The organism is Geobacillus sp. CCR, assembly GCF_052906625.1.
The window spans coordinates 32,917-49,019 of record NZ_JBREBQ010000009.1 but is presented as its reverse complement, the minus strand read 5'-3'; the positions used below and the strand labels follow the sequence as shown (position 1 = coordinate 49,019).

Genomic DNA, 16,103 nt, shown 5'->3' with positions numbered 1-16,103 from the left:
GCTTATTTCCACTCTAACATATACACCGCGATTTCACGAAATGATCCGCCTAAAAACCGAACACACACAAAAACAGTTTTTCCCGTTTTTCCAATTTTCGCTTTCCCGTCAAAAAAAGAAACCCAGCCGAATCGGCCAGGCCAATCGAATGATCACCGTTGTTTCTGCCAATAATCGATCAACCCCATCGCGCACACTTGCAAATCAAGCTCGATCGCCGCATGCGCCGACGACGAAGATGGAGCGCCATGATCATCAAGAAACGCCATCACTTCGCCGCGCAACCGGTGCGCTGCCATTTTCGCCTGCTCGGCAGCCGGCGCTTCCGGATGACGGTCGACCGCTTCTTTTCCCGCCGCCACGAACTTCGGCAGCCAAACGCGAAGCTGGCGGAACGCCTCCTGCGGGTCATCCAGCATGCCAAAATGGCCAAAATAAATGCGTTCCGGTCTCAGCTCCTCAAGTCTTGCCGCCGACTGCTTCATGGCCTCGGGATCAAATTGGTTCGGAGATGTTGAAGGCAGGCAAAACGTAAGCCCCGCTTCTTGCAGCTGCGGATAAAAAACGCCGATCGTATCGCCGGTGAACACGCCGCGGCTGTACGAATCATAAATCGAAACGTGATGGTTCGCATGCCCCGGCGTATCATAAAACACAAGCGTCCGCTCCGCACTCAACTCCAACGTTTCCCCGTCCTCTTTCACGATCAATCGCTCTTCTGGCACCGGAAGAATCGGATCAAAGAGCGACTCAAACTGCGCGCCGTACACCGCCTTCGCTCCAGCGATGAGGCGCGATGGATCAGCCAAATGCCGCTTCCCTTTCGGATGGACGACAACCATCGCATTCGGGCAATGCTGAAGAAGCAACCCCACGCCGCCCGCATGATCCAAATGAATATGGGTGACGATGATATAGCGAATATCAGACGGATCAATATGAAGCGCTTTCAACCCAGCAAGCAAATGCGGCACCGACGGGCTTGGCCCTGTTTCCACGATCGCCAAGTTCTCTTCATGAAGCACATATGTACCGGTGCGCTGCGGCATGCGCAAATCATACAAATCGATGAGTGAAATGCGGCGGCCGAGATCAAGCGGCTGTGCCATATTCCCTCTCCCCCTTTGGTTGATGATGCAGAATATTTTAACATAGAAACCGGCTTCCCGCTACAGGGGATGATAAAAAAGCAGCCCCTGCCCAGAGGGCAAGAGCCGCCTTCTCGTTTCAACTGTCGTCAACGGGGCAACAACTGCTCCGCGCGCTATTTTTGAGGGCAGGCGCTGTCGACCGTTGCCCTCCGCAGCACGAACAAACTCCCTGATGCTCAACCGGATCGCATCCAACGCTGCCGCCAACGGAAAGACACTGTCGTTTGCCAAGCGCCCCCTAATGCTTACGACGCCAACTCCCTGCCAGTCGCCTTTCCTTTCCGCCCGTTTCGGATCGCCAGCCATACCGCCGCGGCCCAACCGATGACGATGAGGCCATAAACGGTCGGATACACCGGCGCAGGCGCCTCCCAAGCGTGCAGGAGCGTGCGGACGTTCGTCAAAATAATCAACCCGCCGACCAACACTCCAAGCAAATGGGACGGCAGTTTGCGCACAAGCCAAGCGGCGATCGGTGCAGCGACGACCCCGCCAGCCATGAGCGTCAGCACCCAGTGCCAGTTCACTTGCTCCCAACCAAGCGAAATGACGAATCCTAGCGTCGCCGACAGCGCGACGGCAAATTCGGATGTATCGACGGTGCCGACCACCTTGCGCGCTTCCATGCTTTTATTGGCCAACAACACCGGCGTCGCAATCGGCCCCCATCCTCCACCGCCGGTCGCATCAAGGAAGCCAGCCACCAATCCGAGAGGGACGAGCTGCTTATTGGACCACTGTTTTCCGGGCGTCGACGGCGCGCGGCCGTTCAACACTAAAAATCGATAAATAATGTAAAAGCCAAGCGCCAACAAAAACAAGGATACATATGGTTTAATCAAATCTCCCGGCAAGTTGCTTAAAAAGCATGCTCCGACAAACGCGCCGACCGACCCGGGAATGATGAGCCTAAAGGCCATGCGGCGGTCGACGTTGCCGAACTTCCAATGGGAAGCGCCAGATGCCGCCGTCGTCACCACTTCCGCCAAATGAACGGACGCCGAGGCGACGGCCGGAGCAATGCCGAACGTCAATAACAACGTCGACGACGTGACGCCATACGCCATCCCAAGCGAGCCGTCAATCAGCTGGGCGATAAATCCTACAAACACAAAAACGATCAGTTTTTTCATTGGTTTCCCTCCGTTTGCAATGGTTGAGCGCGTTACTTATAATTTAAATCTCATTATTCATAGATGTCAACTATGAATTTTTAAAAAATAAAAAATGCGATCATTTATTTTAGTCCCTGCTCGCAAGATGACGTTGCGAACACCGACGGCTTGGCGGCCGACGGACGGAAGGCGCCGCGCGGCCGTCCATAAAGACAAACAGCCGCCTGCAGAAAAAAGGCGCCCCGAATATGGCGACGGGACACCTTTTGAATGCTGGCTTTCGATCAGAACTTCCCTTGATACCGCTCGACTTCCCAAGCGTGGACCGCCGTGCGGTAGCTGTTCCATTCGTCTTTTTTCATCGCGACGTATTCGTTGAATACGTGCTCGCCAAGCGTCGCGCGGCCGATGTCTCCGCTTTCTAGCGCAGCGATGGCCTCGCCCAAGTTTTCCGGCAAGTTGTCAATGCCAAGCTCCGCACGTCGTTCTTCCGACATATGGAAGATGTCTTCATCAATCGGCGCCGGAGCGGTTAAACCTTTTTCGACACCGTCAAGGCCAGCGGCAGCGATGATGGCATACGCCAAATACGGATTGGCCGACGGATCCGGGCAACGGAGCTCAACGCGCGTCGCGACGCCGCGTTTGGCCGGAATGCGGATGAGCGCCGAACGGTTGGAAGCGGACCAAGCGATGTAGCAAGGCGCTTCATACCCTGGCACAAGCCGTTTGTACGAGTTGACAAGCGGGTTCGTAACCGCCGCGAAGTGTTTTACGTTTTTCAGCAAGCCCGCGATGAATTGGTACGCTGTTTCTGACAACTGGTTCGCATCGTTCGGATCAAAGAACGCATTTTCCCCATCTTTGAAGAGGGAAATGTTGACATGCATGCCTGAACCGTTGATGCCAAACACCGGTTTTGGCATAAACGTCGCATGGAGGCCGAACTTGCTGGCAATCGTTTTGACAACCCATTTGTACGTCGTCGCATTGTCAGCCGCACCGAGCGCATCGGCATATTTGAAGTTGATCTCATGCTGGCCTTCCGCCACTTCATGGTGCGACGCTTCAATCGTAAAGCCCATCGCTTTTAAGGCGCGGTAAATTTCAAGGCGAACGCGTTCGCCCAAGTCTTTCGGAGACGGTTCGAAATAACCGCCGCCATCATGGAGCTCGAGCGTCGGATTGCCGTTTTCATCGGCTTTGAACAGGAAAAACTCCAGCTCTGGGCCGACCGAGATCGTATACCCTTTTTCCGCCGCCCGCTCGACCGTTTTTTTCAACACGTTGCGCGGATCGCCCTCAAACAGCGTGCCGTCCGGGTTGGCCACCGAGCAGAGGAAGCGCGCTTCCGCATACCCTTCCTCGACCGTCCACGGCAGCACGGCAAACGTATTTAAATCCGGACGAAGGTATAAGTCGGAGCGGTTGATCGGCGAAAATCCTTTGATCGACGAACCGTCAAACATGATTTTTCCTTCGACGACGTCATCAAGCTGTTCCGCCGTCACCGTTACATGTTTTAAAATCCCTTCGATGTCGACAAACTGCAAATGAAGAAGTTCAACGTTCTTTTGTTGGATCGTTTCTTTAATTTGTTCAAGCAATCCCGTTTGGGTGGAGGAAACGAACGTTTTTGACATGTCACATTACCTCACATTCTTACGTTTATTTTTCTAACATGCTTTTATTATAGAAAAAGAGTGGCCGTTTGGCAACACTTTTTTAGCAATTTTTCTGTATTTTTATAACGATTTTTTGCAATCGTTTTCATATTCATGTAAAAAATAAACAGCCCAGAGGATGACCGTTCCTCATAGGCTGTTTCTAGATGTTACATTTTCTCCTCACGCCGCCGCCATGATCCGGACGGAATAAGCGGCAAGCCGGCCGCTTTTTCCGGCGGATAGACGTACACATATCCTTCGATCGGTTTACGCGCGTCGCGAACCCACACCCGTTCGTATTCGTTATCGCGCCGCCCTTCAACGTAATCCTCGAGCTCATCCATTGCCTTGAGCCCTTCTTCCGTCACCGTCAGCCACTCCCCTTCCACTTCCCCCTCTTCTCCAAGCACAAGCGCAGGGTATGGGCCAACGTTGTATAAGCGGCCGTTTACTTTCCCTGAGCATACAGCGCGAACGTACGGAGCGACCACTTCATGGTTTTCTTCGCCAGTCAGCAGCGTGCCATACACAAACACCCGATATCGCCCTTCCGCCATCTCCTCGTTCTCCTTTTGTTTACATAACATAGATTATGAAAACTCAAGGAAAGGAAACAAAAACAATGGAAGCCCTTCCTCTCATCCATCCTTGCCGCTCCGAGGCGGCGCCAGTGTGAATTTGTTCAGTAGATCGCGGCCACAAAAACGCCGTGCCGGCTGCACTCGCAAGCCAACGGCACGGCGATGGCGATTCCGCAACGAACGAATGATGCTTTCTCCATCATACCCGCTTCACAATGAAAAGTCAAGCAAATTGTTACAGTGCTTGTTTCCATTTAATGCTGCAGCCGATGCTCGGCTTTTGCTTTTCTGGGACCGGCCGGCCCTCGAGCAAAGCGTCAAGCGCGGCGCGGATCGACTCCCCAGTGACCGGGATGCCGTTATTCGGGCGCGAGTCGTCCAACTGGCCGCGGTAGACGCATTTCAGATCCCGGTCGAAAATGTAAAAGTCCGGGGTGCAAGCGGCGTCGTACGCTTTCGCCACCTCTTGCGTCTCATCGTACAAATACGGAAACGGATAGCCGAGCTCTTCCGCCACCTTTTTCATGTTTTCGGGTGAATCTTCTGGATACTGTTCCGCATCGTTGGAGTTGATGGCGACAAACGACACCCCTTTGGGCATATAATCGTTCGCGAGGCGAACAAGCTCGTGCTGGACATGCTTGACAAACGGGCAGTGATTGCAAATGAACATAATGACGGTTGCGACGTCCGATTTCACATCCTCAAGACGGACGACGTTGCCATCGATGACATTCGTGAGGGAAAACGACGGCGCTTGTTTGCCGAGGGGAAACATGTTCGATTCGACAGCTGGCATCAACAACACCCTTTCTCCAATATTTTCTTTCATTATATCAAAAGGAAGGCGGGTGTCACAAATCCAGCGCCCAAACCGAACTGCACAGCCCGGCATATGATGCCACATAGACGACGGAAAGGAGGCGTTTGTGCATTGATTTATATGAATAAACACATGACCCCGCGCGTGTACGGGCCAGCTGCCGCACCGCCCGCATCCCACCCGATGTTTTATTATCGCCGCACCGCCGCGCAACAAATGCTCGAACAGCAAAAACAACAGTTCGATCAGTTGGCGGAACGGCTCGCCCAACTTGAGGACGCCATCGAAGAAGGGCAAAAGCACCAAGCGGAACAACGCGAACAAATGGCGGACATGTTCGCCCGCCTCGAACAGTCGCTTGCTGCCGGCTGGGCGCGGCAAAGCGGGCAGCTTGCCGAGGCGCTGGCTGAGCTCGAACAAACAGTGACCGCTGGTCAAGCAGCACAAACCAACTATTACGAAGAAATGGCCGCCATAGTTGCCTCGCTTCAGCAAGCGGCCGAAACCGGGCAAAAGCAACAGGAAGCGCAAAGCGGGCAGTGGGCGGAAGCGCTCGCCCGCATCGAGCGGCTGCTTATGGAAGCACAGGCGGGGCAAGCCGCCTTGGCCGGAACGCTCGAACGCCTCGAGCAGTCAGTCATCGCCCAGCAGGAGCGGGAGGAAAGGCGGCAATCGCGGTGGGAAGAGCAGCTGGCCAAAGAAGAAGCGGCGCAGCAGGCCGTCATCGAAGCGCTCACCGTGCAAAGCGACACGATGCGCCGGCTCGAACAGCGGACGGCCGAACGCGAGCAGCTCGCCGAAGGAATGGCCGCCCGCCTCGAAGGGCAAGAAAAACTGTACCAAAAGTTGATCGAACAGCTCGAGCTGCAGCACGTGTTCCACGAGACGGTCATCGAACGGCTTGAAGCGCAAGAGGCCGCGCAATACAAAGTCACCCGCCAGCTTGACAGTTTAAAAGAAGCGCTGTATGAGCGATGTTCATTTATCATTGACAGCATGAAACAGCTGTTTCATTCCTTCTTCCCTAAGCGCGGCCCCAAACCCGACCGCCAGGCGGCCGAACAAAAGCAGTCCGTCAGCTTGTGAACTGCCGTGCATCTTGACGGGATTGACCGATCCGCCGGCGGCGGATCGGTTTTTGCCGGACGGGCGGGCAAATGAATGGACAAATCGAAACAAAACAGCGCATAATAGAAACTAATCATTTTTCCCACCGCTGCGGCGGAAGAAGGAGGAATCGCAATGGCGCTGCAACTGAGCGTCCTCGATCAGTCGCCGATCGCGGAAGGCATGACAGCGGAAGAAGCGCTCGAGAACACCGTCAAGCTCGCCCAGCATGTTGAGCAGCTCGGCTATAAGCGGTTTTGGGTGTCGGAACACCACGATACGAACAGCCTTGCCGGTTCGTCGCCGGAAGTGCTGCTCGGCCATATCGGGGCGAAAACAGCGACGATCCGCATCGGCTCGGGCGGCGTGATGCTGCCGCATTACAGCCCGTACAAGGTGGCGGAAAACTTCCATGTGCTTGCCGGCCTTCATCCCGGCCGCGTCGATCTCGGCATCGGGCGGGCACCCGGCGGCATGCCCCGGGCGACGATCGCGCTGCAAGGCGACAGACGACGGTCCGTCGACCGCTACCCGGAGCAAATTGACGACTTGCTCGGCTATTTGTATGACGCCTTGCCGCCGGTTCACCCGCTGTATGGCGTCAAGGCGACGCCGATCGTGCAGTCCCCGCCGGAACTATGGCTGCTCGGCTCCAGTTCGGAAACGGCGAAGCTGGCAGCCGATAAAGGGCTGCCGTACGTGTTCGCCCAGTTTATCAACGGGGAAGGCGGCGAACATTATATGCGGCTGTACCGCGACCGGTTTGTTCCATCGCCGTATTTAGCCGAGCCGCGCGGAATGGTCGCGGTGTTTGCAATTTGCGCCGAAACGGATGAAAAAGCGGAATGGATCGCCGGCAGCCTTGATCTGTCGCTTCTTATGATCGAGCAAGGGATGGCGCTGAACGGCACGCCAAGCCCGGAAAAAGCGGCTGCGTATCCGTACAGCCCGTATGAGCGCAAACGGGTGGAAGACAACCGGCGGCGGATGATCGTCGGCAGTCCGACGCGCGTCAAAGACAAGCTGTATCGGCTGAGCGAAACGTATGAAACAGAGGAAATCATGCTCGTGACGATTACATACGACTTCGAGGATAAACTCGCAAGCTTCCGGCTCATCGCCGAGGCGGTATGGGGGTGAACCAATGCAAATTGTTTCAATTAATGTCGGAAAGCCGAAAACAATAGAGGTAAATGGCGAGCGGCTAGTGACCGGCATTCACAAAACGCCGGTCGCCGGGCCGGTCGCTGTCGGCAAGCTCAACTTGGCTGGAGATGGACAAGCCGACCTCGTCCATCACGGAGGAGAAGATAAAGCGATTTGCGCCTATCCGTCCGAGCATTTCGTCTATTGGGAAGAGCGATACGGCCGCCCATTTACGGCGGGGGCGTTTGGCGAAAACTGGACGCTTCTCGGGTTGACGGAAGACGATGTATGTCTTGGCGACATATATGCCGCCGGCACGGTGCTCGTGCAAGTGTCGCAACCGCGCCAGCCGTGCTCCAAATTGGCGTTCAAACATCAGCTGCCCGATTTGCCGAAAGCCGTCTGCCAGACAGGAAAAAGCGGGTTTTATTTCCGCGTCTTGCAAGAAGGCGTCGTAGAGCCGGGCGCGTCGCTCGTTCTCGTCGAACGGGGCGTAGGGGCGCTGTCCATCGCGTATATCAATCACATTTACTATCATGAGCGCGACAATGTTGCTGCCATGAAGCAAATCGCCAGCCATCCGGCCTTATCCGCAAGCTGGCGCGAAACGTTTCAAAAGCGTCTCGCCGCTCGGCCCCGGCCGTAAAGCACAAAGCGGCGGAAATGACTAACAAAATATCTTTATATTTTTGTTTAATTGTTTTTTTCATCCACTCTTCCTTTCCTGAGCACTTGAGTTCGTATGGAGGAGATCACGCATTCATCTGAAATCCTCCGCAAACGTGAACACCATACAGTTATACCTGCTGCACACTGCGCAACCAATAGCGTTGATACAACTGGAAATAAAATCCTTTTGCGGCCAACAGCTCTTCATGCGTCCCTTGCTCGATCACTTTGCCTTCGTTGAGCACAAGGATGCGGTCGGCATGTTGAATCGTGTTCAACCGATGGGCGATGACCAAGCACGTCCGGCCGTTCATGAGCCGCGCGAGCGCTTCTTGAATGCGCACTTCGGTCACCGTATCGATGTTGCTCGTCGCTTCGTCCAAAATCAAAATGGCCGGGTCGGCGATCATCGCCCGAGCGATGGCCAACAGCTGCCGCTGCCCTTGGCTGATTCCGCCGCCTCCTGGGGCCAAAACGGTGTCATAGCCGTCCGGCAGCTTCATAATAAAGGAGTGGGCATTCGCCTGGCGCGCCGCCTCCTCGACTTCTTCATCGGTCGCCTCAAGCCGGCCGTAACGAATGTTGTCGCGGATCGTTCCGGCGAACAAAAACGTATCTTGAAGCACAAATGCCATATGCCGGCGCAAACTCGCCCGCTTGATCGTCCGGCTGTCGCGCCCGTCGATCAAAATCACTCCTCGATCTGGATCGTAAAAGCGGGTCAACAGCTGCAATACGGTCGTTTTGCCGGCTCCAGTTGGGCCGACAAGCGCGACCGTCTCCCCTGGGGCGATGGAAAAGGTGACGCCGTCGAGCGCCGGGCGCTGTTTGTCGTAAGAAAAGACGACTTGACGAAACTCAATGCGTCCATCAAGCCGGTCCAAGGCCACCGCTTCCCGCTCGTCTTCCTCTTCTTTCGGCAAATCCAAAATTTCCAACACCCGTTCAGCGCCAGCCAACGCCGACAGCAACGTGTTCCATTGGTTGGCCAAATCGTTGAGCGGTCGGGTAAACTGGCGGGCGTATTCGACAAACACGACGATCGTCCCGACCGATATCGCTCCTTTGGCCGCCAGCCATCCGCCGACGCCAGCGATGAGGGCGAAGCTTACGTTGTTTAAAAAGTTCATCAGCTTCGGGATGAAGCCGGAATACGTTTGCGCCCAAAACCCGGCTTGTTTCAGCTCGGCGTTTTTGCGCGCCAATTCAGACTCCATCCGCTCTTCTTGGGAAAACAGCTTCACGACTTTCTGTCCGGAAATGACCTCTTCGATAAAGCCGTTCATCTCACCGAGCGCCCGTTGCTGCTCACGGAAACGCACCCGCGTCCGGTTTGTGATCCAGCGCATGCCCACATACATCAGCGGCACGACAACAAGCGTTACGATCGTCAACACCACACTCTGTGAAAGCATGACCACTATAGCGCCCATCAAAGTCAACGTGCTCGAGACGACCTGGACAACAGTACTGTTAAATGTCTGGCTCATATTGTCGATGTCGTTTGTAATCCGGCTCATCAGCTCCCCTTGCTGGCGGCGGTCAAAAAACGAAATCGGCAGCTCATGAAAATGGCGAAACAACCGCTCTCTGATCGCATGCACCGTCCGCTGGCCGACATCGATCATCCAATAGTTTTGCCAAAACGTCGCCGCGCCAAGGGCCATATAAATGGCCAGAAGCAAAACGAGCGTCGCTAAAAAACCGTCCGTCCTCCGCTCGACGATGTACACATCGACCGTCCAGCCGATGACGTACGGACCGGCGAGCGCCAGCGCTGAGCTGACGACAACCATGGCCATAGCCGCAAACAGCTTTCGCTTTTGCGGAGCGATAAATGCCCAGAGCCGCCGCAAGGTGCCGACGCTGTTTTTTGCCCGCTGCGGACTTGCGCCAACACGCGCTCCGTGCGGGCTATGCCGTAGTGACATCCACCGATCCCTTCTTTCCTTCCTGCGTGGCGACGATGCGTCGATACAGTTCGCTTGCCGCCAGCAGTTGTTCATGGCTTCCTTGCGCGATCAGGCGGCCGTCTTCCAAAAGCAAAATGGTATCCGCCGCCATCGCTGTGCTCACCTTTTGCGTCACCATCACCGTCGTGCACGCATACCGCCGCAACGCTGCGAGCAGCTTTGCTTCCGTCTCTGCATCGAGCGCGCTTGTGCTGTCATCCAAAAGCAAAACGCGCGGTTGCCCCACCAAGGCGCGGGCGATCGACAGCCGCTGCTTTTGCCCGCCTGATAAATTGACGCCCTTTTGACCGATCCGTGCGTCGTATCCATCCGGAAACCGAGTGATTGTTTCATGAATTTGTGCATCGCGAGCCGCTTGCACAAGTTCTTCCATCGACGCAGTGATGTTGCCAAAGCGGAGATTGTCCGCGACCGTCCCTGAAAACAGCAGCACTTCCTGCGGGACAAAGCGCACCGCCGTCCGCAGCTGTTCGGCGGAAAACTCGCGCACATCGACGCCATCAATCAACACGCGCCCGGCGCCTGGTTCATACAGCCGGGGGATGAGCTGAAGAAGCGTCGATTTGCCGGAACCAGTCGCCCCTAAAATAGCCGCCGTTTCTTGCGCGTGGATGACAAACGATACGTCAGAAAGCGCGTCAAGTTCGCTGTCTGGATAGCGGAACGAAACGTGCTCAAAGCGAATTTCCCCGCGCCGGACGATCGGTTCATCGGCTCTGTGCTCCCCGCTTCGCTCTTCCGGCACCTCAAGCAGTTCAGCGAGGCGGGCGGCCGAGGCGCGCGCCCGCGAGAACGCCATGGTAATAAACGTAAACATCGACAACGCCGCCGTCGCCCGCGTCGCGTAGTTGACGACGGCGACGACTTGCCCGGCGCTCGCCGTCCCGGACTCAACATCCAGGCGGCCGAAAAACAGCAGAGCGAGAATGGCCGTGTTCATCAAAACCAACAACACCGGGCTGATCGTCTCGATGAGGCGCAGCACGCCCATCGTCCGCTCCATGAGCGCATTGTTCGCCGCCGCAAATCGCTCCTCTTCATATTCTTTTCTCATCCATGCTTTGATGAGGCGCATGCCGGCCAAATTTTCACGCATCACGCCATTCACTCGATCGAGCGCCCGTTGGACGGCGGAAAAGGACGCCGCTGCCCTTTGCACAACCCACAATAAAAAAGCGGCGGAAAGCGGAACCGCGACCGCTAAAACCAACGCCAGACGAGCATGGACGACAAACGCCATCGCGACGCCAAAGACGACCAGAAGCGGTGCACGCAAGGCGATGCGCAAACTCATAAACAACATGTTTTGCACTTGGGTCACATCGTTCGTCATCCGGGTGATGAGCGAGGCCGGCGCCAACTGCTCGATGCGCGCAAGCGAAAACGATTGGATTTTGGCAAACAGCGCCGTCCGCAGCGCAAATCCGTACTCCTGACCGACGTAGGCAGCAGCAAATGAGTTGGCGATGCCCGAGGCAAACGCCAACAGCGACGCCCCGAGCATCACTGCTCCCCACGTGAAAATGGCCGCAACATCCTGTTTCATGACACCATCGTCGATGATTTTCCCCATCAACAGCGGCTGCCAAAGCTCGATGATGAGCTCGGTCAACATAAACAACCAAGCCAACGCCATCCACTTCCCATATGGCCGCAAATAGATCAGCACCCGCCCCATGTCTGCGCCACTCTCCTCTCCATTCCGATCGCGGGGCCCAGCCGCCGTTCATCGTTGTGTATCATTTTATTCTAAACCCGAAATATTTATTTGACAATGAGAATGCATTTGCAGAAGCAGGGATGCTCCCGGCCAAGAGGAACAAAACCCCCGAACGAATGTCTCATCGCTCGGGGGCCATCGGCGGCAATAGGGGAACAACTGGTCTGTTCAGTCGTTTCGATCGAGATGCCCGACTGGCGGGTGACTGAACAACACCGCTTCCAGACCCATGCATGGGTCTGTGAAGCAGGGGGTTATTCAGTCTTCCATCACACCTTGCCTTCAGCAGTCGGAAAAATAGACGACACGCTTTTGGGCCAGCGAAATGTGAAACCTTCCAGTTGATTCGGCATGAGAGCCATGTCTATGACGAACGCTGACGCCATGCCGAATAAAGCGCCTCCTGGCTCATATGGTCGAAAGAGCTTGGCGGTGCAAGGGACAACAGCTGTTGTTCATCGCCAACGATCGGCAACAGCCGGTCGAGCTTGGCCATCAGCAAAATCTTTTCTATAGCGGCGTTATCCCGGACGACGATGGCCATGACGCGGCTTTCGCTGACGATTTGCTTAAAAAAGCGGACAAGGAGCGCTAATCCCGTACTGTCCAAAAATCGAAGGCCGCTCACGTCGACAACGACAAGGCGGCGCTTGACAGCAGCCACCGCCGTCGCCAGCTTTTGTTCCGCCGCGAGCTGCGTATCATAGGCGAGCCGTCCAGTTAGCTTGATGCATTCGTATGCGCGTTCTACAACCATTTCCAATTCAAACGACAACCGATGCTGTTTCATTGTATCCCCCTATCGTTGACCAGCCATGCCTTGCCCTCGGCCACCACCCGCATTCGTTCCGATCACATGGGTGCATCATGGCACCAAAGCCCGTTATGTTGCATTCCGACTCATTTTCATGACAAGCATCCGACGGCCGCCCTTTTGCTCAACCCACATAACGTCATCCATAATTTCTCGGATGAATAGCAACCCTCGTCCCGATTCGGCGAGCAATACATCAGAGAGCGTCATTTGATCAAGCTGCTCGATCACGTCCGCCGGAACGCCGCCGCCCTCGTCTTCAACCGCCACGGCCACATCAGCGCTTGTGACGAAAAAGGAGAGCGAAATCGTCCCCGCCTCCATCCCCGCCCGTTGAACCGCTTTGACGGCATTGACGACCGCTTCATGCACCGCCAACACAAACAATTCCGCATCACGGACAGCAAACAACGAAGCAGCCTGCTCCGCAAGGAGATGGCAAACCAAAACCGCTTCCTCGTCCGCCCGGCAGCGCACGATCCATTCACACACCACAAAGCGCCCCTCCTATCCATGAACCGTGATGGACAATAAGCAAATGTCGTCGGAAGGGCTGACGAGCGGCGGACCTTGGCTGATTAAACGCTCGAGGAAGCGTTTATCCGGCAAATGGCGGCACATTTGCGTACATAAGCGAATTTTTTCAATGCTTTGCAAAATCGACGGGTCGATCTCCTCTAAAATGCCGTCTGTATACAAAAGGAGGCGGGCCCGCTTGTCGTAATGAATCACCCCTTTTTCAAACGGCAAGGAAAACGGGCTGCCAATCGCCAAACCGCCTTTGTCCAACTCATGGACGCTTCCATCGTCAAACACGAGCAGCCCAGCCGGATGGCCGGCGTTCGTATATTCAATTTTTCGCTCTTTCGTGTCAATCACTAAATAAATCATGGAAAACAGGTGACGGATATCGTTGGCCTCATCAGGAAACAACGTTTGCACATGCTTTTCCAGTTCGCTCGCCACCGAGACCGGGTCGATGACGCGCACGATCAACCCGCGCAAAAGCGAGCGAAGCAGCATGCTCACCAAGGCTGACGAAATGCCGTGTCCCATCACATCGATGACGATCACCCCGTAGCGGTACAGGTCGATTTGATAGCACGCGTAAATATCGCCTGACAAATCATCGGATGGAATATAGACGGCATCCATCGTCACCGCCTCGTTTTGAATGAGCGGCGTCAGCAAGTTGTGCTGAATTTTTTTGGCCAGCTCGACTTGGCGCCGCCGCTCCGCCTCTTTTTGCTTTTGCTTCGTCTCGTCTTCGACAAGGACGATATATCCGTCCCCCTGAAGCACGGGAATGATCGTATAGGCGACATTGACGGACGTGCCGTCCGGACGCTGAACCATCCCTTCGCCGCATCGCTGCTCTTTGGGAGAAAACGGAAGCCATGTTGGGCCGCCGCAACGAAAGAGCGACCATATCGGGCGGCCGACCGCCTCTTCTTTTCGGCGTCCAAACAGCCGCTCTGCACTAAGCCCCCAATCTTGCACAATTCCGTCCGCCGCCACCGGAACAACCGCAAACGGGGCGGAATCGTAAATGACCCCGAGCAACTCAGACGGCGTCGGTCGATCAGCCGGAGGCATAGCGGTTTGTTCAACAAAATGCCAAACGAGCCATTCTCCTTCGCTGCCTGATAGCCGATAGACGTTCATCCAACTCGTATAGGCTTTCCCGCTTTTCGCTACATGGCGCGCTTCTCCTTGCCAACATCCGTCCTTTTTTACCGCCTCGGCGATGCCATCTAACAACGCGGCCGACCACTCAGCTGAAAACAGAACGCCGACCGGCCGCCCGACTAATTCATGTTTGGCAAATCCGAGCCATCTTGGCGTCGGTTCGCTGACCGCAACAATCGAAAGTTGACGGTCGGTCATCACCATGCCGCTGCCCAACTGTTCCGCGTCTAGCTGATCGATCGCCTGTACTTTCGCCTTCACCATCGTTCAACCCTTTTTTGTTATAATCAACATCCATCGCTTTTAGCTGACACCGGCTTCCCGAAACAAACACGCGCATCGGCGCCGGGTTGTTTCCACCCCGCCTTCGGGTTGCATGTTCAGCACCACATTTCGCCCATTGTTCCCATTGGGAACAGATTATTGTTGGTATTCGCGGTCTTTTGTTGATTTTCCTGCTCGCTGGCGCAGAAATCTTCTAGTCCGTTTTTCTTATTTTGCTGATTGTCCAAACCGCCGGCGAATCGCCGCAATCACAAGCAAGAGCACCGGAATGATGATTTGCAGCGGGATGTGCAGATAGAGCGTGACAATCTTTAATCCTTCATGAATATGCTCCGCATAGTTGCTTGCCATCGCCACGGACCACAATAAGACAATCGCCCCAAACGGATAAACAAGCCGCTGGTGGTTCGAAAACCCGAATACATGAGCCACCCCCACGACGCCGGCATAAAAAAAGATGGAGACTTTGAAAAACCCCCCGATCACTAGAGCGACCATAAAAAAGATATCAAGCCGCTCTAAAAAGTGAGCGACTTGAATGCGGCGGATCGTATCGAGCAACGGAAACGATGAACGTGACACCGCATCAGCTCCCAAGACGGCCGTATTAACGGCCATAATGATCGCCAGGTTGATCCCGGTCAACACCATCCCGGCAACGGCGGCCCGCCGCGCTTTTTCCGAACGATTCAAGTATGGAAACAGCATGGTAAACACGATCATTTCGCCAAACGGCACGTACAACGTTTCCGTGAATACCGTTTTCCACACCCGTTTCCACCCTTCCTCTAACACCGGTTGGAGCTGGGTGAGATCAACAAGTCCGGAAGCGATAACTAAGATGAATCCAACAACCGCCAGTATTTGCAACAACGTATAAAGCAGTTCGCCGGTGCGCGCCAATACTTCGATGCCTTTATAGGCGCTGTACATGACCGTCATAGCCATAAGGACATTCAAAACAAACAGCGGCGTTTCCGGATAGGCAAACGTGAGCAACAGTTCGCCAAAGTCACGCAACACACGGGCGGCGATATAGAAAAAATAGGTAATATAGAGAACCGCCAACACCTTGCCGAGCGGCTTGCCGACGATATGTGTCACATAGGAAGTCAGCGGCTGATCGGGGTAATAATGAAACAAACGCTCGTAAACCAAAAACAGCAGCAGCCCAAGCGCCAGACCGAGCAAAATGGCGATCCACATATCTTGCTTGGCGCTGACGCCGAGTGGAATGACCATCGCACTGCCATGCTCAAACAACACAATCAGGACAAACAGCTGGCGCACATTGATTTTGCTATGTTCCATCTCGCTCCATCGCCCCTCACTCCACCGTATCCAAGTTTTTGAGCCGAAAACG

Annotated in this window: 14 protein-coding genes; 3 read left to right on the top strand and 11 right to left on the bottom strand. The window is 55.1% G+C overall.

Features of this window, described 5'->3' with window-relative positions; all coding sequences use genetic code 11:
- Positions 1 to 152 precede the first annotated feature (152 nt).
- The 5 genes from ACVBDQ_RS06590 to ACVBDQ_RS06570 form a co-directional block, all read right to left on the bottom strand.
- Positions 153 to 1,109 carry an MBL fold metallo-hydrolase gene (locus ACVBDQ_RS06590; protein ID WP_011231135.1) on the bottom strand — a complete coding sequence of 319 codons (957 nt, stop codon included), beginning with the start codon at positions 1,107 to 1,109 and terminating at the stop codon, positions 153 to 155.
- 287 nt (positions 1,110 to 1,396) lie between these two features.
- Positions 1,397 to 2,284 carry a sulfite exporter TauE/SafE family protein gene (locus ACVBDQ_RS06585; RefSeq protein ID WP_011231133.1) on the bottom strand — a complete coding sequence of 296 codons (888 nt, stop codon included), beginning with the start codon at positions 2,282 to 2,284 and terminating at the stop codon, positions 1,397 to 1,399.
- 266 nt (positions 2,285 to 2,550) lie between these two features.
- On the bottom strand, positions 2,551 to 3,909 hold the full coding sequence (glnA, locus tag ACVBDQ_RS06580; RefSeq protein WP_446663113.1) for a type I glutamate--ammonia ligase: 1,359 nt from the start codon (positions 3,907 to 3,909) through the stop codon (positions 2,551 to 2,553).
- 191 nt (positions 3,910 to 4,100) lie between these two features.
- Positions 4,101 to 4,490, bottom strand: a complete 390-nt coding sequence (locus ACVBDQ_RS06575) for a gamma-glutamylcyclotransferase family protein (RefSeq protein ID WP_015374770.1) — start codon at positions 4,488 to 4,490, stop codon at positions 4,101 to 4,103.
- A 259-nt stretch (positions 4,491 to 4,749) separates the two neighbouring features.
- Positions 4,750 to 5,313, bottom strand: coding sequence for a thioredoxin family protein (locus tag ACVBDQ_RS06570; protein WP_446663112.1), 564 nt, complete (start codon positions 5,311 to 5,313; stop codon positions 4,750 to 4,752).
- A gap of 135 nt (positions 5,314 to 5,448) precedes the next feature.
- Here ACVBDQ_RS06570 and ACVBDQ_RS06565 point away from each other — a divergent pair, with 135 nt between their 5' ends.
- The 3 genes from ACVBDQ_RS06565 (at position 5,449) to ACVBDQ_RS06555 (ending at position 8,236) form a co-directional block, all read left to right on the top strand.
- Complete coding sequence (locus ACVBDQ_RS06565) at positions 5,449 to 6,423, top strand: hypothetical protein (RefSeq protein WP_434410593.1); 975 nt, start codon at positions 5,449 to 5,451, stop codon at positions 6,421 to 6,423.
- Between the two features lie 156 nt (positions 6,424 to 6,579).
- Complete coding sequence (locus tag ACVBDQ_RS06560; protein WP_446663111.1) at positions 6,580 to 7,584, top strand: LLM class flavin-dependent oxidoreductase; 1,005 nt, start codon at positions 6,580 to 6,582, stop codon at positions 7,582 to 7,584.
- 4 nt (positions 7,585 to 7,588) lie between these two features.
- Positions 7,589 to 8,236, top strand: a complete 648-nt coding sequence (locus ACVBDQ_RS06555; RefSeq protein WP_446663110.1) for an MOSC domain-containing protein — start codon at positions 7,589 to 7,591, stop codon at positions 8,234 to 8,236.
- A 151-nt stretch (positions 8,237 to 8,387) separates the two neighbouring features.
- Here the strand turns inward: ACVBDQ_RS06555 and ACVBDQ_RS06550 are convergent, their stop codons facing one another.
- From ACVBDQ_RS06550 to ACVBDQ_RS06525, 6 genes are all read right to left on the bottom strand, one after another.
- Positions 8,388 to 10,190, bottom strand: a complete 1,803-nt coding sequence (locus ACVBDQ_RS06550) for an ABC transporter ATP-binding protein (protein WP_446663109.1) — start codon at positions 10,188 to 10,190, stop codon at positions 8,388 to 8,390.
- Positions 10,174 to 11,910 carry an ABC transporter ATP-binding protein gene (locus ACVBDQ_RS06545; RefSeq protein WP_446663108.1) on the bottom strand — a complete coding sequence of 579 codons (1,737 nt, stop codon included), beginning with the start codon at positions 11,908 to 11,910 and terminating at the stop codon, positions 10,174 to 10,176. The genes ACVBDQ_RS06550 and ACVBDQ_RS06545 overlap by 17 nt, the downstream gene beginning before the upstream one ends.
- Before the next feature lie 406 nt (positions 11,911 to 12,316).
- Positions 12,317 to 12,742: an STAS domain-containing protein gene (locus tag ACVBDQ_RS06540; RefSeq protein ID WP_429894093.1), complete on the bottom strand. Its 426-nt coding sequence runs from the start codon at positions 12,740 to 12,742 to the stop codon at positions 12,317 to 12,319.
- A 93-nt stretch (positions 12,743 to 12,835) separates the two neighbouring features.
- Complete coding sequence (locus ACVBDQ_RS06535) at positions 12,836 to 13,261, bottom strand: ATP-binding protein (protein ID WP_047818327.1); 426 nt, start codon at positions 13,259 to 13,261, stop codon at positions 12,836 to 12,838.
- Between the two features lie 12 nt (positions 13,262 to 13,273).
- The gene (locus tag ACVBDQ_RS06530; protein ID WP_446663107.1) at positions 13,274 to 14,719 is read right to left on the bottom strand and encodes a SpoIIE family protein phosphatase; all 1,446 of its coding nucleotides are present in this window, start codon (positions 14,717 to 14,719) and stop codon (positions 13,274 to 13,276) included.
- Between the two features lie 228 nt (positions 14,720 to 14,947).
- Positions 14,948 to 16,051, bottom strand: a complete 1,104-nt coding sequence (locus ACVBDQ_RS06525; protein ID WP_446663106.1) for a GerAB/ArcD/ProY family transporter — start codon at positions 16,049 to 16,051, stop codon at positions 14,948 to 14,950.
- Positions 16,052 to 16,103: the final 52 nt, after the last annotated feature.